At 70.7% G+C, this 19266-nt stretch carries 19 protein-coding genes; 11 read left to right on the top strand and 8 right to left on the bottom strand.

What is annotated here, in order from left to right:
- Positions 1-116: 116 nt before the first annotated feature.
- The 3 genes from queE to queC are packed head-to-tail and all read left to right on the top strand — an operon-like array spanning position 117 to position 1865.
- Complete coding sequence (queE, locus tag ASG40_RS15765; protein ID WP_055888098.1) at positions 117-749, top strand: 7-carboxy-7-deazaguanine synthase; 633 nt, start codon at positions 117-119, stop codon at positions 747-749.
- 50 nt (positions 750-799) lie between these two features.
- The gene (gene queD / locus ASG40_RS15760) at positions 800-1156 is read left to right on the top strand and encodes a 6-carboxytetrahydropterin synthase QueD (protein ID WP_055887867.1); all 357 of its coding nucleotides are present in this window, start codon (positions 800-802) and stop codon (positions 1154-1156) included.
- 4 nt (positions 1157-1160) lie between these two features.
- Complete coding sequence (gene queC / locus ASG40_RS15755) at positions 1161-1865, top strand: 7-cyano-7-deazaguanine synthase QueC (protein ID WP_055887864.1); 705 nt, start codon at positions 1161-1163, stop codon at positions 1863-1865.
- Positions 1866-1875: 10 nt separating this feature from the next.
- On the opposite strand, the gene ASG40_RS15750 is transcribed toward queC, so the two are convergent.
- From ASG40_RS15750 to ASG40_RS15740, 3 genes are read right to left on the bottom strand one after another with little or no spacing between them, the layout of a single operon-like run.
- The gene (locus ASG40_RS15750; RefSeq protein ID WP_055887861.1) at positions 1876-2346 is read right to left on the bottom strand and encodes a secondary thiamine-phosphate synthase enzyme YjbQ; all 471 of its coding nucleotides are present in this window, start codon (positions 2344-2346) and stop codon (positions 1876-1878) included.
- Positions 2343-4160: a cisplatin damage response ATP-dependent DNA ligase gene (locus tag ASG40_RS15745; protein ID WP_055887858.1), complete on the bottom strand. Its 1818-nt coding sequence runs from the start codon at positions 4158-4160 to the stop codon at positions 2343-2345. Before ASG40_RS15745 ends, ASG40_RS15750 begins: the two co-directional genes overlap by 4 nt.
- Complete coding sequence (locus ASG40_RS15740) at positions 4157-5194, bottom strand: ligase-associated DNA damage response exonuclease (RefSeq protein WP_055887855.1); 1038 nt, start codon at positions 5192-5194, stop codon at positions 4157-4159. The genes ASG40_RS15745 and ASG40_RS15740 overlap by 4 nt, the downstream gene beginning before the upstream one ends.
- Positions 5195-5257: 63 nt before the next feature.
- Here ASG40_RS15740 and ASG40_RS15735 point away from each other — a divergent pair, with 63 nt between their 5' ends.
- Entirely contained in the window at positions 5258-6217 is a 960-nt protein-coding gene (locus tag ASG40_RS15735) for a class I SAM-dependent DNA methyltransferase (protein WP_055887851.1), read from the top strand.
- Here the strand turns inward: ASG40_RS15735 and ASG40_RS15730 are convergent.
- Positions 6206-9514, bottom strand: a complete 3309-nt coding sequence (locus ASG40_RS15730) for a PAS domain S-box protein (protein WP_162243327.1) — start codon at positions 9512-9514, stop codon at positions 6206-6208. The genes ASG40_RS15735 and ASG40_RS15730 overlap by 12 nt on opposite strands.
- Positions 9515-10074: 560 nt before the next feature.
- On the opposite strand from ASG40_RS15730, the gene ASG40_RS15725 reads away from it, so the two are divergent.
- Complete coding sequence (locus tag ASG40_RS15725; protein ID WP_156387759.1) at positions 10075-10875, top strand: YoaK family protein; 801 nt, start codon at positions 10075-10077, stop codon at positions 10873-10875.
- 8 nt (positions 10876-10883) lie between these two features.
- Here the strand turns inward: ASG40_RS15725 and arfB are convergent, their stop codons facing one another.
- On the bottom strand, positions 10884-11306 hold the full coding sequence (gene arfB / locus ASG40_RS15720; RefSeq protein ID WP_055887845.1) for an alternative ribosome rescue aminoacyl-tRNA hydrolase ArfB: 423 nt from the start codon (positions 11304-11306) through the stop codon (positions 10884-10886).
- Positions 11307-11324: 18 nt separating this feature from the next.
- Positions 11325-11609 carry a BolA family protein gene (locus tag ASG40_RS15715; RefSeq protein ID WP_055887842.1) on the bottom strand — a complete coding sequence of 95 codons (285 nt, stop codon included), beginning with the start codon at positions 11607-11609 and terminating at the stop codon, positions 11325-11327.
- Between the two features lie 117 nt (positions 11610-11726).
- Here ASG40_RS15715 and ASG40_RS15710 point away from each other — a divergent pair, with 117 nt between their 5' ends.
- The 4 genes from ASG40_RS15710 to cobT all read left to right on the top strand — a co-directional run bounded on the left by ASG40_RS15710 (position 11727) and on the right by cobT (position 16018).
- The gene (locus tag ASG40_RS15710) at positions 11727-12353 is read left to right on the top strand and encodes a J domain-containing protein (protein ID WP_055887838.1); all 627 of its coding nucleotides are present in this window, start codon (positions 11727-11729) and stop codon (positions 12351-12353) included.
- 239 nt (positions 12354-12592) lie between these two features.
- Positions 12593-13576, top strand: a complete 984-nt coding sequence (gene cobS, locus ASG40_RS15705) for a cobaltochelatase subunit CobS (RefSeq protein ID WP_055887835.1) — start codon at positions 12593-12595, stop codon at positions 13574-13576.
- Positions 13577-13594: 18 nt separating this feature from the next.
- On the top strand, positions 13595-14089 hold the full coding sequence (locus tag ASG40_RS15700) for a DUF29 domain-containing protein (RefSeq protein WP_055887832.1): 495 nt from the start codon (positions 13595-13597) through the stop codon (positions 14087-14089).
- A gap of 27 nt (positions 14090-14116) precedes the next feature.
- Entirely contained in the window at positions 14117-16018 is a 1902-nt protein-coding gene (gene cobT / locus ASG40_RS15695) for a cobaltochelatase subunit CobT (RefSeq protein ID WP_055887829.1), read from the top strand.
- A 5-nt stretch (positions 16019-16023) separates the two neighbouring features.
- Here the strand turns inward: cobT and ASG40_RS15690 are convergent, their stop codons facing one another.
- Together ASG40_RS15690 and rpmB are read right to left on the bottom strand one after the other, a co-directional pair.
- Positions 16024-16932, bottom strand: coding sequence for an AEC family transporter (locus ASG40_RS15690; protein WP_443136624.1), 909 nt, complete (start codon positions 16930-16932; stop codon positions 16024-16026).
- Positions 16933-17108: 176 nt separating this feature from the next.
- Complete coding sequence (rpmB, locus tag ASG40_RS15685; RefSeq protein ID WP_055887822.1) at positions 17109-17414, bottom strand: 50S ribosomal protein L28; 306 nt, start codon at positions 17412-17414, stop codon at positions 17109-17111.
- Positions 17415-17953: 539 nt separating this feature from the next.
- Between rpmB and ASG40_RS15680 the strand changes: the two genes are divergently transcribed.
- Both ASG40_RS15680 and ASG40_RS15675 read left to right on the top strand, forming a co-directional pair.
- A complete protein-coding gene (locus ASG40_RS15680) occupies positions 17954-18817 on the top strand; it encodes a DUF3108 domain-containing protein (RefSeq protein ID WP_055887819.1) in 864 nt (287 codons plus the stop codon).
- A 5-nt stretch (positions 18818-18822) separates the two neighbouring features.
- A complete protein-coding gene (locus ASG40_RS15675; RefSeq protein ID WP_055887816.1) occupies positions 18823-19203 on the top strand; it encodes a hypothetical protein in 381 nt (126 codons plus the stop codon).
- Positions 19204-19266 lie beyond the last annotated feature (63 nt).

Raw genomic sequence — 19266 nt, 5'->3', positions numbered from 1 at the left:
GCCCCGCGCGGCCATGCACAGCGCGGGTGTGGTGGCGTCGACCCCGCGCGGGGTCTATGGGCTCGCACTCGACCGGCCACGTCGGCCGGCCCTATCGACCGTTCTACGGGAACGCGATGTCCTACGCCGTCAAGGAACTCTTCCACACGCTCCAGGGCGAGGGCGCACAGGCCGGGCGCGCCGCCGTGTTCTGCCGGTTCTCGGGCTGCAACCTGTGGTCCGGCCGGGAGGAGGATCGCGCGGATGCCGCCTGCCGCTTCTGCGACACCGACTTCATCGGCATGGACGGCGACGGCGGCGGGCGTTTCGCCGACGCCGACACGCTGGCCCGGGCCATCGCCGCGACCTGGGGCGGCGGCGACCACCACCGCTACGTGGTCTTCACCGGCGGCGAGCCGCTGCTGCAACTCGATGCCGCCCTGATCGACGCGGTCCATGCCGCCGGCTTCGAGATCGCCGTGGAGACCAACGGCACCCTGGCGGCGCCGGCGGGGATCGACTGGATCTGCGTCAGCCCCAAGGCCGGTAACCCGCTGGTACAGGCAAGCGGGCACGAACTGAAGCTGGTCTATCCGCAGGCCGGGTTCGATCTGGCGGCGCTCGCCGCCCTCCCCTTCCGCCATCACTGGCTCCAGCCGATGGACGGGCCCGACCGCATCGCCCATACGCGGGCGGCGGTGGAGGCCTGCCGCAGCGACGCCCGCTGGCGGCTGTCGCTGCAGACGCACAAGATCATCGGCATTCCGTAGCGGGCCGGCGGGTCGGAAACAGGTCGTCCGAATCAGGTAGAGTGCGTGTCATGAAGATCACCCAAGCCTTCACCTTCGAGGCGGCCCACCGCCTGCCGAACGTGCCCGAGAGCCACCGCTGCCACCGCATGCACGGCCACTCCTACCGGGTCGAACTGACCCTGACCGCGCCGGTCGATCCCCATACCGGCTGGGTCGTCGACTTCTTCGACGTCGAGACCGCCTTCGCGCCGATCCTGGCCCGGCTCGACCACTACTGCCTCAACGAGGTCGAGGGGCTGGAGAACCCCACCGCCGAGCACATCGCGGCCTGGATCTGGCATCGCACCAAGCCGTCCCTGCCGGTGCTGTCGTCGGTGCGGGTTTTCGAGACGCCGATGTCCTGGGCCGAGTACGAGGGCGACTAGCGCCATGACCGACGAGGGCGCCCTGGTCCTGTTCTCGGGGGGACAGGATTCCACCACCTGCCTCGCCTGGGCGCTGGCGCGCTACCCACGCGTCGAGACCCTGGGCTTCGAGTACGGCCAGCGCCACCGCATCGAGATGGACTGCCGCGCCCGCCTGCGGACCGGCATCGCCGCCCTCGATCCGGCCTGGGCGGCGCGGCTCGGCGACGACCACGTGGTCGCCCTCGATGCGCTGGGCGCCATCTCGGAGACGGCGCTCACCCGCGACACCGCCATCGCCATGGCGGCGGACGGGTTGCCCAACACCTTCGTGCCGGGCCGCAATATCGTCTTCCTGACCTTCGCCGCGGCCCTGGCCTATCGCCGCGACCTGCGCCGCATCGTCGGCGGCATGTGCGAGACCGATTTCTCCGGCTATCCCGATTGCCGCGACGACGCGATTAAGGCGCTGCAGGTGGCGCTCAACCTCGGCATGGACCGCCGCTTCGTCCTCGAGACCCCGTTGATGTGGATCGACAAGGCCGCGACCTGGACGCTGGCGAAGGCCACCGGCGGCCAGGGCCTGGTGGAGCTGATCGTCGCGGACACCCACACCTGCTACCTCGGGCAGCGCGGCGAGCGCCACGACTGGGGCTACGGCTGCGGCACGTGCCCGGCCTGCGAACTGCGGGCGAAGGGGTATGCGACGTTCGTGGCGGACGGGGGCTGAGGCCGGGGCATCATTGACCCGCCACGTGCAACAGAACCTCACGCCGATGCGGTCGATCCCGGTGCTCGATCAGGTAGATCCCCTGCCACGTCCCGAGACCGATCCGGCCGCCGACGACCGGCACGGCGAGGCCCGCGTCGGTCACCATGGTGCGGATGTGGGCCGGCATGTCGTCCGGCCCCTCGCTCCCGTGGACATAGGCTCCGTGGCGCGGCGCCAGCCCGTCCAGCGCCGTCATCAGGTCGGTGCGCACGTCGGGATCGGCGTTCTCCTGGATGGTGAGGGAGGCGGAGGTGTGCCGGCAGAACACCGTCAGCAGACCCTGCGTGATGCCGCTGCGGGCCAGGAAGGCCGCGACCACCTCGGTGATCTCCGTGAACCCCGGACCGGGCGTCGCGACGGCGATGCGGGCGCTCGCCTGCCGCGAGACCGCTCCGTCCGAAAAGTCGGTGATGTCTCCGATCCTGCCCTCGCGCGTCATGGCGTCTCCTCGCTCACGGCGACACCCGGCGCGATCTCACGCTCGCCCCGCGCCAGGATGCGCTCCAGCACGTCGATCCGGTCGGCCTCCGCCGAGGGCTTGTCCCAGCGGATGCGGCTGACGCGGGGAAAGCGCATGGCCACCCCCGACTTGTGCCGGGTGGAGCGCTGCACGCCCTCGAAGGCGATCTCCAGCACCAGCCCGGTCTCCGGCCCGTAGGCGACCTCGCGCACCGGGCCGAACCGCTTCGTGGTGTTGTTGCGGACGTAGCGGTCGAGCTTGGCCAGTTCGGTGTCGGTGAAGCCGTGGTAGGCCTTGCCCACCGGCACCAGTTCCTCGCCGCCGCCCTCCACCGTGCGCCAGCAGCCGAAGGTGTAGTCCGAGTAGAACGACGAGCGTTTCCCGTGCCCGCGCTGGGCGTACATCATCACCGCATCGACCACGTGCGGTTCGCGCTTCCACTTCCACCAGGGCCCCTTGGGCCGGCCGGGCAGGTAGGGGCTGGTGCGCCGCTTCAGCATCACGCCCTCGATGGCGTCGGCATCCGCCCCGGCCCCGGCCGACGCCGGATCGGCGCGCGCCGCGGCCAGGTCCTCCCAGGTCGCGAAGGGCACCAGCGGCGACAGGTCGATGCGGGCGTGGTCGAGGCCGCCGACGAAGGCCTCGAGCCGGGCGCGCCGCTCGGTGAAGGGCATCTCGCGCAGGTCCTCGCCATCGGCCGTGAGAAGGTCGTAGGCCCGCACGTGGGCGGGAAACTCCTCCAGCAGCTTCCCCGTCACCGACTTGCGGTTGAGCCGCTGCTGCAGGACGTTGAAACTCTGGACGCGCTCGTCGCGCAGGATCAGCAATTCGCCGTCGAGGGTGCCCTCGAAGGCGATGGCCTCGGCGAGGTCCGGAAAGGCACCGGAGATGTCCTCGCCGGTGCGCGAGTAGATGCGTGCCACCTGTGTGCCTTCGGCGTCGCGCCCGCCCGCAAGCTGGACGCGGATGCCGTCCCACTTCCACTCGCCGGAGAAATCGGCCGGGTCGAGCTTGTCGAAATCGGTCTCCTCCTCGATCGGATGCGACAGCATCGGCGGCCGGAACGGCGCCGGGTTGAGGGTCTGGGGCCGTTCCCCCCTGCCCTCCACCCAGGCGAACAAGGTCGCATACGGAGGCTCGAGCCCGTGCCAGACCTCCTCGACCGCATCGGCCTCGTGCCCGCCGAGCGCCCCCACCGCGGTCTTGGCGAGCCGCGCCGAGACGCCGACCCGCAGCGACCCGGTGATGAGCTTCAGCAGCGCCCACCGCCCGGTCTCGTCGAGGGCATCGAGCCAGTCGGCGATGTGGCCGGGGAGATCGGACTTCTTCGTCGTGGCGAGGGTGTCGACGACCTCCCCGAGGGTGGGGATGTGGGGCGGCGGGTCGTTGTGGCCGATCGGGGGGGGACTCCCCTCTCCCTCGTGGAGAGGGGTCGGGGTGGCCGAGCGCCCCCGGGCTGCGCCGAGCGGAACCACACCCACCTCCACCGTCTCCCCACGAGGGGGAGGAGAGGCCGCCGAGGGTCCCGGCCAGATCAGCGCCGTGGTCTCGGCGAGATCGCCGACGTAGTTGTACGACAGGCGGAACAGCACCGGGTCGATCCGCGCCTCCACCAGCCCGCGGATCATCCCCGCCTTGGCCTCGCGAAAGGTCAGCCCGCCGGTCATCGCGGCCAGCGCGTAGCCCCGCTCGGGATCGGGGGCATGCGCGAAATAATCCTGCAGCAGGCGCAGCTTGGCGTTGCGGCGCGGCTCGTAGGCGAGTCGGTCGAGGAGATGGGCGAAGTCGTTCATGCCGCGACCTCGGCCGCCGGCTCGGCTTCGCCCTCGTCGCCGTAGCCGAGCATGTGGAGGGGCTTGGCCGCGATGCCCTGCGTCCCGCACCAATGCACCAGGGCGTCCTCCTGGCCGTGCGTCACCCAGACCTCGCCCGCACCCGTCTCGGTGATGGTGCGGCACAGGTCGGGCCAGTCGGCGTGATCGGAGATCACGAGGGGCAGTTCGGCGCCCTTCTGCCGGGCGCGGGCCCTCACCCGCATCCAGCCAGAGGCGAAGGAGGTCACCGGATCGGGAAACTTTCGCGACCACACGTCCTGGATCGCGGACGGCGGGCACAGCACGATGGCGCCCTGGAGCTTTGCCCGGTCGGCCGCCACCACCTTGGGCGTATCGCCCAGCGGGATGCCCTCGCGCTTGTAGAGGTCCGTCAGCTTCTCCATGGCGCCGTGGAGATGGATCGGCCCGTCGTAGCCGGCCTGCCGCAGCAGGGCCATCACCCGTTGCGCCTTGCCCAGCGCATAGGCCCCGACGATGTGGGCGCGCTCGGGAAACAGCGCGACGGAGGCCAGGAGCCTGTCGACCTCGCCCCTGGTGTCCGGCATCCGGAACACCGGCAGGCCGAAGGTCGCCTCGGTGATGAAGACATCGCAGGGCACCACCTCGAACGGCAGGCAGGTGGGATCGGGCGCACGCTTGTAGTCGCCCGACACGACGACGCGCAGGCCGCCCGATTCCACCGCGATCTGGGCGGAGCCGAGGACGTGGCCGGCGGGCACGAAGCGCACGGTGACGTCGCCGATGCGGATCCGCTGGCCGAGCTGCGCCTCCTGGCGCGTGTCGCAGAACGCTTCGCCGTAGCGCACCGCCATGATGCGCAGGGTCTCCCCCGTCGCCAGCACCCGGCCGTGGCCGGACCGGGCGTGGTCGGCATGACCGTGGGTGATGAGCGCCCGCGGCACCGGCCAGGTCGGGTCGATGTGAAAATCGCCGCCCGGGCAGTACAGGCCCTCGCGGGTCAGGGTGAGGAGATCGCTGGCGCTTGGGGTCATGGTCGCGGCTATGTAGGGCGATCCGGAACAGGCCGCGACCCTCCCACCCATGACCCCAGCACGATGACCCCACAGACCTCGTCCGGCGATCTCCTGGCCGACCGCCGCTACGGCTACGGTGCCGCCTGCCTCGCGGAGGGCGACGTCGCGGCCGCCGCCGAGATGGCCGAGCAGACATTGGGACGGGCGCCGCGCTTTGCGCCCGCCTGGTTCCTGCTCGGCCGTGCCAGGGAGGCGCAGCATCGGGCGGGTGGTGACGAGGGCGCGTTCCATGCGGCGCTGCGCGCCTACGCCAACGCCCTCGATCTCGACCCGGAGGATGGGCAGGGCGCCCGCCTCCACCTCGCGCGGATGGGCGAGGGCGCGGCGATGGAGGCGATCACCCCGGCCTACGTCCGCGCCCTGTTCGACGGCTACGCGCCGCGGTTCGAGCGCCACCTCGTGGACGACCTCCACTACCGGGGTCCGTCCATGCTGGTGGCGGCCCTGGACCGCGCCGCCGGGGCGGCGGCCCCGTTCGCGGTCGCACTCGACCTCGGCTGCGGCACCGGGCTGGTGGGCGAGGCCCTCGGCGGCCGGGTCGCGCATCTCACCGGCGTCGACCTCTCGCCGGGGATGCTGGCACACGCCGAGCGCGCCGGGCGCTATCGCCGGCTGGTGGCCGGGGACCTGCGCAGCTTTCTCGCCACCGAACCGGCGGGTGCCTTCGACCTCGTCGTATCGGCGGACGTCTTCATCTACGTCGGCGATCTGGCAGCGGTCCTCTGCGCCATCGCCCGAGTCCTGCGGGTGGGGGGCTACGCCGCCTTCACCGTCCAGTCGCCCCCCGGCCCGGGTGTCGAGCTGGGGCAGGATGGGCGCTACGCCCACGGCGAGGGCGCGCTGTCGCAGGCCATCGCGGCGGCCGGTCTCGATCTGCGCCTCGCGGAGGAGGCCGCGATCCGGCGCGAAAGCGACGCCGACGTGCCCGGCCGCGTCGTCGTGCTCCGGCGCCCCGATCCCGGCGCGGCCTCACGCCCGTGAGGCGCTCGCGACGGGCGCGGCGGGACCCGGACCGCCGCCGGGCTCGCGATCGCGCAGCCAGCGGTCGATGGTGGCGTAGAGGTCGTCGCGCCTGAACGGCTTGCCGACGTGGTCGTCCATCCCGGCCTCGCGGAAGCGGCGGATCTGCTCGGGCAGCACGTTGGCGGTCATCGCAACGATCGGCAGCCTCGGCCCGGGCCCGGCCATCCGGCGGATGAGCTTGGTCGCCGTCATGCCGTCCATGCCCGGCATCTGCACGTCCATCAGCACGAGGTCGTAGTCGTTGTCCTGCACCGCGACGAGGGCGGCGGCACCGTCGCCGACCACGTCGAGGGTATGGCCGGCCGCCTCGATGATCACCCGGGCGAGCTCCTGGTTGATCTCCACGTCCTCGACCAGAAGGAGGCGTCCGGTCCTGCGCGGCGTCGCGCCGGCCTCGCCCGCGGTCGGGCCCGCGCCGAGGTCGAGGCGCCCGCGCGGCAGCGTCACCGTGAACCAGAAGGTCGAGCCCCGCCCCTCCTGCGAGAACACCCCGATCTCGCCGCCCATCAGCTCCACGAGGCGCCGGCAGATGGCGAGGCCGAGGCCGGTGCCGCCGAAGTCGCGCTTGATCGAACTGTCGGCCTGGCTGAAGCGCTTGAACAGCCGCGCCTGCTTGTCCCTGGGGATGCCGATGCCGGTATCGGTGACGGCAAAGCGCAGGCGCTCGCCGGTGGCCAGACTCGCCTCGTGCCGAACCACGAGGGCGACATAGCCCTCCTTCGTGAACTTCAGGGCGTTGTTGAGGAGGTTGAGCAGGATCTGGCGCAGGCGGGCCTCGTCGCCCACCAGGACGCGCGGCAGGCCCCGATCGAGGTCGACCGTGATCTCGACGTCGCCACCGCGCCGGGCGCCCCGGGTGATCGACAGGCAATTGTCGACGAGGGCGCGCAGGGGAAACGGCCGGGGATCGAGCTCGACCGCCCCGGCCTCGACCTTCGAGAAGTCGAGGATGTCGTTGACCACGGTCAACAGGGCCGCGCCCGAGGATTGCACCAGTTCGGCATGGCGGCGGACATCGTCGGGCAGGGACTCGCGCTTGTCGAGGATGAGACCGCTGAAGCCGATGATCGCGTTGAGCGGCGTGCGGATCTCGTGGCTCATCGAGGCCAGGAAGTCGGTCTTGGCCTCGTTGGCGGTATCGGCGTGGGCGCGCGCGAGCTCCGCCATCTCCTTGGCGAGGCGCAGTTCCTCGCCCTGCCTGTGCCGGTCAGAGACGTCGCGCAGGGAGCAGACCAGGCCCTGCGGCGCCCCTGTCGCCTCGTCCCGCACGAGCTTGACGAGGTTCTCGACCCAGACCCAGTGCCCGTCCTTGTGCCGGATGCGATAGGTGATCGCGTCGCGGTCTTCCGGCACGGCTCCGGCGAACAGGCGCCCGGCGCCGTCGCGCACCGCCTGGCGATCGTCGGGGTGGATGCCCTCCAGAACGTCGACGCCGGTCAGTTCGTCGGCGCCGCAGCCGAACAGCGCGACGCACGACGGCGAGATGTATTGACGCCGGAGATCGCCGTCGATCCGGGTGATCACGTCGCTCGTCGTCTCGGCGAGCAAGCGGTAGCGCCCCTCGCTCTCGCGCAGGGCGTCGTCGCTGCGCTTGCGGTCCATGATGTTGCGGACCGAAGCGATGAGACCGGCCGGCGCTCCGGCCTCGTCGCGCAAAAGCTTGATCGAGGCCTCGACCCAGACCCATTCGCCCGACCGGTGGCGGAGGCGGTTGGTGTTCACCACCCGGTCCCTGGCACCGGAGGCCAGTTCGGCGAAAACGCCCGACAGCCCCTCGACATCGTCGGGATGGACCATCTGCTGCGGGCTCGTGCCGACGAGGTCGTCGGGTTCGTAGCCCAGGAGATCGCGCGAGCCCGGCGAGACGAACAGGCGCCGCCCCGTCAGGTCCATATGGGTGATCATGTCGGTGCTGTGGTCGGCCAGCAGCCGATAGCGTGCCTTGCTCTCGCGGACGGCACGCTCGGCCTCCCGCGCGGTCCGCTCGGCCGCCTTGAGATGGGTGATGTCGCGGGCGATCGCCACGAGGCGATCGGTGGGGCGGTTCCCATCGACGATCGGAGTGATCAGCACCTCCACGTGGAGCGGATTGCCCTTGGCCGTCACGGTCTCGCCCTCGATCCGTGCCGACCCGGTGGCGCGCGCCTCTGCGAGCTTGGCCCGGACCGCGTCGTGCATCGCCTCCGGCCACAGGTCGAGGTACGGCTTGCACAGGATCGCGGCGGGATCGTCGACCTCCATGACGCGCAGGCCGTTGCGACTGACGAACTCCAGGTTGCCGTTGGCGTCGATCACCTCGATGCAGTCGCCGGAGCCATCGATGACGCCGCGCAGGAACGCTTCGCTGTCCTTGAGGGCCTGCGAGGCCTGCACCAGGGGCGCCACGAAGATGCGTTTGCCGGCGAGCCAGATCACCCCTGCGAGGATGGTGGAGATCGCCAGCAGCAGCAGGCCGCCGCGCACGAGCTGCGCGTCGATCGGCGCCAGGACCGTCGCCCGGCTGAGCCCGACCATCAGGCGGGCGTCGGTTCCCGGCAGGCGGCTGTGGCCGAAGACGCGTTCGGTCCCGCGGATGTCGCGCCCTTCGTAACGGCCGTTCTCGACGGCGAGGGCCGCCCTGACGTTGTCGAAGCCGGACAGGTCCTGGCCGACGATCCCGGGCAGCGAGGGGTAGCGGGCGAGGCCGCGTCCGCTGCCGTCCACCAGGAGGACGGTGGCGTCGTTCTTCTGGCCCACCGCCTTGGCCAGGTCGTCGAACCAGTTCAGGTCCAGCGTGGCCATGACCGTCCGCGGTCTCTCCCCGGCGACAGCGGCGGCGACCGGCAGGGCCGCGGCCACGGTGGGAGCCTTGCGGGAGAGGGTGACGTAGAAGTCGCTGACGCTGAAGGCGCCCGCGGCCATCGTCTTGAGATACCAGGCGCGCTGCGACACATCGAGGCCCAGCGTTCCTTCCACCGTCGAACAGGTGATGCGCCCTGCGGAGTCGACGAGGAAGAAGGCCGAGGCCCACGGTCGATCGAGGCGGACCCGATCGAGGAAGGTCTTGCAGGTGGCCGCATCCCGTTCGACCACCGCCGGCACCCGCGACAGCAGGCCGAGGGTGGTCCGCGCCTCGTCGATGGTGTCGCGGTAGCGCTCGACTCCGTCCTGGGCCGCCTCGTGGACCCGGTCGACCGCCGCGGCGATGCGTTGCCGGCGCTGCTGGTACAGCTCGTTGAGCTGGACGGCCGACAGCGGCACGAGCGTGGCGGCCACCAAGAGAGCCAACCGCGTCCGGATCCCGAACCGGGCGGACAGGGGCGTCCGGCTCGGCACGGCGTCGGCGGATGCCGCAGAATGCCCGGCGGCTTTCATGTCACTGTCGTTCCCCGGTGCCCGGACGGCCTCGTCGTGCCGGGAAAGTGCCGCGCGGCCGTACGCGCAGGACGATGTCTCGGATGAGGGTCGGCCAGCGCCTTGCCGTGCAACCCTCGGTGCCTTCGCTCTAGCAGGTACGACGATCCCTACCAGACCGTTGACGGGCGCTCGCTCCCGCGGTCGCTCGGCATGCGGCCTAACCCGATCGGCCGAGGGCGTGGGGACGAGGAGTTCGCTCCCCCCCGCTCGCGACGGTCCGCGCCCTGCGTGATGCAACCGGTTTGCGGTATCTCTGTTGCTAAGCTGGCCCGCGTCGGCCGGCCGATGCCTCCCCCGCTCGCAGCCCGGTTCGTCGCCGGGGAAGGGGGCAGGACGGCCATACGGCCTTTCGGCCCCTGCCGTTGTCGATCGAGCGGATCCGGGGCCGGCGGCACCCCGGGACATTTTTGGAGCACCGGATGGCAGACCAGAACAACAAGTCGTTTCCCGCCAGCGGCAAGACGCGGATTCCCCTCGCGCTCGCCCTCTCGGGCCTGGCGGGCTGCGCCGACTCCATCGGGTTCCTCGAATACTCGCAGCTCTTCATGTCGTTCATGAGCGGCAACACCACCCGGTTCGGGGTGTCGGTCAGCCTCGGCGACTGGGAGAGCACCGCCCGCGTCGCGTCCGTGATCCTGATCTTCTGCTTCGGGGCCTTCGCCGGGACCCTGATCGCGGCCTGGGTCGGCCAATGGCGCCTGGCGGTGCTCCTGTCGCTGCAGGCCCTTCTGCTCACCGCGGGCCTCGTGATGCCCTACGGCACCTTCGCCTGGCCGCTGCACGCCTACCCGATCGTCCTGGCGCTCGGCCTCCAGAACGCGACCCTGCAGGACGAGGCCGGCCGCAGCCTGGCCCTCACCTACGTCACCGGCGCGGTGGTGCGGTTCGGGACGGGGCTCGCCAACCTGCTCCTGCACAAGCCGGCCCCCTCGTTCTGGATCCAGGCGCCGTTGTGGGGTGCCCTGAGCGCCGGCGCGGTGGTCGGTGGCGTCCTTCAGAACCGCTACGGCGAGGACGCCTTCCTGGTCCCGGCCGCCCTGGCGGGCGTGCTGGCCGTCATCGCCCTGGTCATGACGCTGGCAAAGCCCGGCAGCGCCTACGTGACGAGCGCCTCGGCCCCCGCGCCGGATGCCCCGGCCAGCGCTCCGCCGGTCGGCGCCCCCGCCCTCGACAAGCCCTACGACGTCGAAGTCCACGGCTCGCCGGGACGCCGCCCCTGATCGGAGCCTCAGTCGCCGCCGGCCTCGCCGCGCAGGCGTTTGGTGGCGCTGCGCTTCGACTTGTCGTCGAGGCGCCGCTTCTTCGACGCCAGCGTCGGGCGGGTGGCCCGGCGCGGCGTCGGCGGCACCGCCGCCTCGGCCACGAGTTCGGCGAGGCGCTCGCGGGCGTCGGCGCGGTTGCGGTCCTGCGTCCGGAACCTTTGGGCGCTGATGACGATGACGCCGTCCACCGTCAGGCGCCGCCCGGCCAGCCGCATCAGGCGCACGGCCACCGCGTCCGGCAGGGAGCTCGAGCGGCGGGCATCGAAGCGCAGTTGCACGGCGGTGGAGAGCTTGTTGACGTTCTGGCCGCCGGGGCCGGAGGCGCGGACGAAGGTCTCCTCCAGCTCCGCCTCGTCGATGGCGATGTGGGGGGTGCATTGCAGGACCATCGGCACTCCCCCGCTGGTTCAGGCGGCGTCGGCCGGCGTGCGGGCGCGCACGGCCAGGGCGTGCAGCCCGCGCTGGAAGGCGGGCTCCAGGAGGGCGTTGACGAGGCGATGACGCTCGACCCGGCTCTTACCCTCGAAGGCCGCGGAGACCACGTCGAGCCGGAAGTGGGTCTCACCCGCCTCCCGCCAGCCGCCGTGGCCGGCGTGGAGATGGGATTCGTCGACGACGTCGAGGCTCACCGGCGTCAGCGACGCCTCCAGCGTCCGGGCGATCCACGCCTTCAGCGTTTCTGTCTCGGCCATCGTCACCCTCTTTTCGGTCCCCGCACCGGCTTACCGGCGTCAACCCCCGATGTCGGCATGCGTCATCAGGCCCGGCGCCCTTGTGTCCCCGGGCGCCCCCCTCATAATCGCCTTGTCATGGATCTCAACTCGCGCCTGTTCGACCGTATCCGCATCAAGCCGACCTGCGACGAGCCCAAGGCGGCCGCCGCCGGGTCGTGCGAAACGCCCGGCTGCCAGAACGCCGGGCTCTATCGCGCCCCCAAGGGGCGCAAGGCGGAAGGCCAGTACTGGCGCTTCTGCATCGACCACGTGCGCGCCTACAACGCGACGTACAATTATTTCGACGGCATGAACGACGCCGCGGTCCAGGCCTATCAGAAGGACGCGGTCATCGGCCATCGCCCGACCTGGGCGATGGGGGTCAACCCCGCCACCCGCGCCGGCAAGACCGACGCGCCCGAGGCGAGCCGCGATTGGGCCTACGTCGACCCCCTCGGGGTCCTGCGGTCGGAAGGCGTCGGCGCCAAGACCCGGCGCGCCGCGCCCGAACCGATGCGACCGCGCCATTCCGCCAAGGTCCTGCGCGCCCTCGACGTGCTCGGGCTCGACGAGGGAGCCGATACCGCCGCCATCAAGGCGCAGTACAAGGTGCTGGTGAAGCGCTTCCACCCGGACGCCAACGGCGGCGACCGGTCGTTCGAGGAGAGGCTGCGCGACATCATCAAGGCGCATGACACCCTGCGCGCGGCCGGCCTGTGCTGACCGGTCGGACCGTCCCGGCACGATCGATGCACGCCCGCCGTTTTCCGGGCCGGGTACGGTAATTTGCCCGACGGGCCCTATATGCGATGAACGATCCCTTCGTTCGCAGTCTTGGCGTCAGACGCCGGCCGTGGTGAAGGGACATGCCGCGCCGCTCATCCGCGGATGCGGCACCCCGCCCGAGACACACCCTGCGAGGACCGAGCCCGAGGGCCGGCCCCGCCCCGACGAGGTCACGTATGCTCTCTGACGACACGCCCGCCTCGCTCCCCGACCGGACCGTCTCGGTCCGCGACGTGTTCGGCATCGACATCGACCTCAAGGTCCCGGCCTTCTCGCAGACCGACGAGCACGTGCCCGACCTCGACCCGGACTACCTGTTCGACCGCGAGACCACCCTGGCGATCCTGGCGGGCTTCGCGCGCAACCGCCGCGTCATGGTCACCGGCTATCACGGCACCGGCAAGTCGACCCACATCGAGCAGGTGGCCGCGCGCCTGAACTGGCCCTGCATCCGGATCAACCTCGACAGCCACGTCTCCCGCATCGACCTCGTCGGCAAGGACGCGATCGTCGTGAAGGAGGGCAAGCAGATCACCGCCTTCCAGGACGGCATCCTGCCCTGGGCGTTGCAGAACAACGTCGCGCTGGTGTTCGACGAGTACGACGCCGGCCGGCCCGACGTGATGTTCGTGATCCAGCGGGTGCTCGAGGTCTCGGGCCGCCTGACGCTGCTCGACCAGAAGCGGGTCATCCGCCCTCATCCGGCCTTCCGGCTGTTCGCCACCGCCAACACGGTGGGCCTGGGCGACACCTCCGGCCTCTATCACGGCACGCAGCAGATCAACCAGGGCCAGATGGACCGCTGGTCGATCGTCACGACGCTGAACTATCTCGCCCACGACCGCGAGGTCGACATCGTCCTGTCGAAGGCACAGCACTACCAGCGCGACGGCGGCCGCGACATCGTCAACCGGATGGTCCGCGTCGCCGACCTCACCCGCAACGCCTTCATGAACGGCGACCTGTCCACCGTCATGAGCCCGCGCACCGTGATCACCTGGGCCGAGAACGCCGAGATCTTCGCCGATGTCGGGTTCGCGTTCCGCGTCACCTTCCTCAACAAGTGCGACGAGCTCGAGCGCACCCTAGTGGCGGAGTTCTACCAGCGCGCCTTCGGCAAGGAATTGCCCGAGAGCGCGGCGAACGTGGCCTTGAGCTGACGACGATAGGAGGACGCGATGGGTGAGCCGGCTCTGAAAGGCGCGCCGCTTACCGATGGAGCGAGCCCCTCCGGAGGGCGGACGCGCCACGAGGACGACCTCTTTACCTGGGTTCAGGAGCAGGTCGCCCTGCTCCGGGCCGGTGCGGTCGAGACGATCGACGTCGCGAACATTGCGGAGGAGCTCAACGACGTGGGTGCCGAGCAATACGATCGTCTCGAAAGCGCCCTCGAAGTCCTCTTGATGCACATGCTGAAATGGGACCATCAGCCGGAACGGCGCAGTCGGAGCTGGGTCCTCACGATCATCGAGCAGCGCAAGCGCGTCGACAAGGTCCTTCGCAAGAATCCCGGGTTGAGGCCCCGCATCGCCGAAGCGGTCGAGGATGGTTTCGACCTCGGCCGGGTGCGCGCGGCTCGCGAGATGAAACGCGATTTGGATACCCTTCCCGATCCGTGCCCCTACGACTGGGACGCGATCACCTCGCGGCCATTCTCTTTGGCCGAGGCATAGGCGCTCGAACCGGAATCACCCTGAAGAATGTCCATCTCCAACCGCAAGACCGGTGACCGCCGCGAGCCCGTCTCCGAGCCCCTGAAGCGTTCGGTGGCCGGCTGCCTGCGCGCCATCGCCAAGCGCGCCGAGGTCGAGGTGACCTATGCCAGCGACCGGCCGGCGCTCACCGGCGACAAGGCCCGCCTGCCCGAGCCGCCGCGAAAACTGACGCCCGGGGACGTGGCGATCCTGCGCGGCAACGCCGATTCCATGGCGCTCCGGCTCGGCTGCCACGACGTCGGCGTCCATCGCCGTCTCGCCCCCGAGAACGCGGCGGCGCGGGCTGTCTACGATGCGGTCGAGCAGGCCCGCGTCGAGGCGATCGGCTCGCGGCGGATGTCGGGGGTCGCCAGCAACATCTCGGCGATGCTGGAGGACCGCTATCACCGCGGCGGCAAATACGAGGACATCACCGACCGCGCCGACGCACCGATGGAGGACGCCGTCGCCCTGATGGTGCGCGAACGCCTCACCGGACAGGCGCCGCCCCTCGCCGCGCGCAAGATCGTCGAGCTGTGGCGCGAGCACATCGAGGGCAAGGCCGGCACGAACCTCGACGGCCTGCTCGGGTCGATCGAGAACCAGCGCCATTTCGCCCGCACCGTGCGCGAACTACTGTCCTCCCTCGACCTGGCCGACGAGACCCCCCTCGATCCGGACGACGACGACAACGACGACGACAACGATTCGCAGGACGACGAGCAGCAGCCCAGCGACGGGGATGCCGAGGAGCAGTCGCAGGGCGACAAGGCCGAGATGGATTCCTCGGAGGAGGCCTCCGACGACCTCCAGGAGGGCGCCACCGAATCCGCCGACGCGCCATCGGGCGAACTGCCCGACGAGGCCGAGGACGCGGAATCGGAGGAAGCCTCCGAGTCATGGCGGCCGCCGCCCACCAAGGTGAACGAGGCACGCGGCCCCGACTACAAGGTGTTCAACCCCCGCTTCGACGAGATCATCCACGCCGAGGATCTCTGCGACGGCGAGGAGCTGGCGCGCCTGCGCAGCTACCTCGACAAGCAGCTCGCCCATCTCCAGGGCGTCGTCGGGCGCCTCGCCAACCGCCTGCAGCGCCGGCTGCTCGCCCAGCAGAACCGCGCCTGGGACTTCGACCTCGAGGAGGGTCAGCTCGACCCGGCCCGGCTCGTGCGCGTGGTCACCGACCCGTTCCAGCCGCTCTCCTTCAAGCAGGAGAAGGACACCAACTTTCGCGACACGGTCGTCACGCTGCTCCTCGACAATTCCGGTTCGATGCGCGGGCGCCCGATCACCGTGGCGGCGACCTGCGCCGACATCCTGGCCCGCACGCTGGAGCGCTGCGGCGTCAAGGTCGAGATCCTGGGCTTCACCACCCGCGCCTGGAAGGGTGGGCAGTCGCGCGAGGCGTGGCTCTCGGCCGGCAAGCCCAACACGCCCGGCCGCCTCAACGACCTGCGCCACATCGTCTACAAGTCGGCGGACGCCCCCTGGCGCCGCGCGCGAAAGAACCTCGGCCTGATGATGCGCGAGGGCCTGCTCAAGGAGAACATCGACGGCGAGGCACTGGACTGGGCGCACAAGCGGCTGCTCGCCCGCACCGAGCAGCGCAAGATCCTAATGGTGATCTCCGACGGCGCCCCGGTGGACGATTCGACCCTGTCGGTGAACCCCGGCAACTACCTCGAACGCCACCTGCGCTGGATGATCGAGGATATCGAGACCCGCTCCCCGGTGGAGCTCCTGGCCATTGGCATCGGCCACGACGTGACGCGCTACTATCGCCGCGCCGTGACGATCATCGACGCGGAGGACTTGGGCGGCGCCATGACCGAAAAGCTGGCGGAATTGTTCGAGGAGGACGCGAACGGCACCGGCCGCCCGGTCCGGAAGGGCGGCGGCCGTCGCTGACGGGCCTACACCCGCCCCAGCACCCATAGCCAGCCGGCGGTCGAGAGGATCGCCAGCAGGGTCGAGGCGAGGATCGCGGCGGCGATAGGACCCTTCTCGGTGTCGTAGCGGTTGGCCAGCAGGTAGGCGTTGATGCCCACCGGCATCGCCGCGAACAGCACCGCCACGCCGGCATAGGCCGGCGGCATGGTGAAGACGTGGAAGGCGAGCACCCAGACCACCAGGGGATGGATGCCGAGCTTGAGCGTCGCGATCGACAGGGCGCCGGGCAGGTCGTGGACGAGGCGGTAACGGCGCAGGCCCGCCCCCAGCGCGATGAGGGCGCAGACCGACGCCGTGCCGGCCACGGCGTCGATGAGTTGCTTGGCCGGCCCGGACGGGACGATTGCGAACTGGCGCAAGGTGAGCCCGAGCACCAAAGCGACGATGATCGGGTTGCGCACCAGCACCCACGCCAGCCCGCGCAGGCGCGCCAGGAACGACTTGTCCCCGTCAGCCTCGATGAGGAAGGTCGCGGCACCCATCATCAGCGGCAGATGCACGGCGAGCAGCATGAACAGCGGGAAGGCTCCGGCCTCGCCGTAGGCCTGCAGGATCATCGGCACGCCGACGAAGACCGTGTTCGACTGGCTGGAGGCGAAGCCGTGCAGGACGGCGCCGCGCCGGTCGATGCCCCCGCGTCGCCGCGCGATCAGCGAGCCGATCGCCCAGGCCACCGCCGCCCCGCCGAAGTAGCTGATCCAGTAGCTCGGGGTGATCTCCCCCGAGAGCCCCGGCCGCGTCAGGGTATCGAGGATCAGGGCGGGCACCGCGAGGGCGAAGACGTATTCCGAGAGTCCGTCGCTCACCCGTTCGGACAGGACCCCGGCCAGGGCCGCCGCCCAGCCGAGGAGCACGATCCCGAAGATCGGCACGATGAGGGCGACGATGCCGGTCAGGTGTCACTCGCTGACGCCGGAGGGAAAACGCGAAAAGACCGCTGCGCGCGTCAGGCGCGAAGCGGTCTTTTCGATGGACACGACCTCGATCCGATCCTTGGGATCCGATCCTTGGGGCCGGCACGCGCTTCGACGTGCCGACGCGTCGCCGATCAGGCGGCGACCGGGGTCTCGACCTCGGCGAGCTTCTTTTGCAGCTCGCGCTTGATGAGGCGGGCGGCCTGCGACAGCTCGATCTCGCGGGCCTTGATGAGGAAGGCGTCGAGGCCGCCGCGGTGCTCCACCGAGCGCAGGGCGTGGGCCGTGACGCGCAGGCGCACCCGGCGCTTGAGGGCGTCCGACTGCAGCGTGACCTGGCACAGGTTCGGCAGGAACCGGCACTTGGTCTTGCGGTTCGAGTGGCTCACGAGGTGGCCGGTCTGCACGGCTTTGCCCGTGAGTTCGCAACGGCGCGACATGGTCAAAAATCCCGTTTTCGTTTCGCGAAGGCCGGCCGGCTCGGCGGGAGGCTGTCCCCGCACCGCGAACGAAAGCCTCACGCACGCCCGATCCGATCGACCGGCGCTGTCATTGGAGGCGCGAGGCTATAGGGGCTGGGGAGGGTATCCGTCAAGGCTGACGATAGGTCGATCAGGGCCATCGGGTGACCCCGGTGCCCCGTGATCGTCGGGGAGGCCTCAGGCGCCCTCGCCCGCATCCGCGGCCTCGGCATTCGCTTCGCTCGACGCCTTGCAGGAGGGATGTCCTCCACAAGCCCGCTGCGCGGGGCGCTCTTCGCGCCCCGTATCTCTTCGCGCCCCGTATTTCTTCGCGCCCCGTATCATCGACGATCGGCTTTCACCCCATTCTCCTGCGGGCGGCGCCCGGCCGTGGCGACACGCTCGAACGATGTGTTAACCATCAACGGGCGACGATGCGAGCGTCGGGTCAGGTCGGCCCGTCCGGCGGCACGCATGCGACGTCGCGCGGCCTCGCGAGAACCCGAGTTCCTGAGCCCATGAGCGCCACGCGCCTTCTCATCACCGCCCTCGCAGCCACGACGGTCGCTGCCGTCCCCGCCCACGCGAAGCCGAAGGCCAGCCCCGCCCTCGTCACCGTCGAGTACGGCGTCAACCTCGCGGGCATCCCGATCGGGACCGCGCAGGTCTCCGGCTCGTTCGAGGGCACCCGCTACCGGATGGACGTGTCGGCGCGTCTCACCGGCCTCGTCGGCGCGGTCACCGGCGGCATGGGTTCGGCCCGCGCCAGCGGCCTCATCACCGCCGCACCTCAGCCGAGCACCTTCGCCATCGCCACCAAGACGTCGAACGCCGGCATCGCCGTGCGGATGGCGCTGGCCGGCGGCAACGTCACCCAGGCCGAGATCACGCCGCCGCTCGTCGACCTCGGCGACCGCGTGCCGATCACCGCCGCCAACCGCAAGGGCGTGATCGACCCCGCCAGCGCCCTGATGATGCCGGCCATCGGCAAGGGCGCCCTCACCGACCCCGAGAACTGCAACCGCACCCTGCCGGTGTTCGACGGTGCCACCCGCTTCAACGTGACCCTCAGCTACGGCGAGACCCGCATGGTCGAAAAGCCCGGCTATTCCGGCCCGGTGCTGGTCTGCAACGCCCGCTACCAGCCCATCGCCGGCCATCGGCCCGACCGGCCGGGCGTGAAGTTCATGGAGGACAACCGCGACATGTCGGTGTGGTTGGCGCCCGTGGACGGCACCCGCGTGCTGCTGCCGGTGCGGATCGCGGTGCGCACCACCATCGGCACCAACATCATCGAGGCGACCCGCTGGGTGCGCAGCGGCGGCGCCACCACCGCCGCCACTCCGGGCTCGGGCGCGGTCGCGAGCCTCGACGGACGATAGGGCGGATGCGCGGCATCGCGTCCCCGGCAATTCTGGCGCTCCGGGCGATCCTGGCCACGCTCCTGACCGGGCCGGCCCTGGCGGAGGTGCTCGAGTCCGGATCCTCCTGTGGCGGGGACGCCTATTCCTCCGCGCAGGTGATCGAGGGCCGGCCGCCGCGGCGCGGGCCGCTCACCACCGTCCCCGACACCCTCTGCGCCGACGTAGCGCCCCGCGCCGGCTCGACCCGGATCGAGATCTACGGCGTACCGGGCCTGGGGGACGTGCCGGGCCTGGGCGACCCCGGCCGCGACGACGGCATGGTTGGCGCCGGGCGGGGTCGCGCCCCATATGAAGGTGATCGCGCTCCGGCGTGGCGTTCCGCGCCACGGTATCGGAGCGACTGACCCTCGTCGTTTCCTCGCGCGATCCTCGATCTCCCGCGCCGACGGCCTCTTCGCCCCAAGGGA

Source organism: Methylobacterium sp. Leaf399, from assembly GCF_001424525.1.
Lineage (GTDB): Bacteria > Pseudomonadota > Alphaproteobacteria > Rhizobiales > Beijerinckiaceae > Methylobacterium.
The sequence above is the reverse complement of the archived record's forward strand: the minus strand, read 5'-3'. Positions and strand labels throughout refer to the sequence as shown.